The sequence below is a fragment of the Bacillus sp. mrc49 genome, assembly GCF_002803435.1.
Map to the genome: position 1 here is coordinate 1 of NZ_PHNG01000025.1, position 478 is coordinate 478.

Here is a 478-nt window from a genome sequence, read left to right on the forward strand (position 1 = left end):
CATGCTGCGGCTGTTGTTCAGCTTGTCTGACGGAACCGCCAGGGTGAAGCCCAGCTGTTTGAGCATTTGCCCCTGGGAAGATTCGGCGGTCCACAGGTTGGCTGATTTGCCGTCGGCGCTGAAGACCAGGGCGGAGGTCGGTTGTTCCGGCAGCGTCATGCGTTGCTTAAGCGACTTTTCGCGGCTATCGAAATCATCAACGATTTTTTGCGCCCTGGCTTCGTGTCCGGTGGCCCGGCCCAGCTCGATCGCCAGCGCCTGCCAGCTTTTGTCGTCGTAATTGACCACCAGCACCGGGGCAATGGCGGACAGCTGATCGTACAGGCGCACGGCGGAGTCGGCGCCGGTAGCGGAGATGATGATCAGATCGGGCGCTTCACCGGCAATGGCTTCCGCGTTGGGTTCACCAATGTACAGGCGCTTTACGCCGCGCTGTGCCGCGATAGCGCTCCATTGGTGGAAGAAACCTTGTGAGTCC

At 60.7% G+C, this 478-nt stretch carries 1 protein-coding gene; it reads right to left on the bottom strand.

Features of this window, described 5'->3' with window-relative positions; genetic code table 11:
* Nucleotides 1–478, bottom strand: a 478-nt coding sequence (gene fepB, locus CVN76_RS00265) for a Fe2+-enterobactin ABC transporter substrate-binding protein (RefSeq protein ID WP_100530066.1), incomplete at both ends; no start/stop codon positions are given.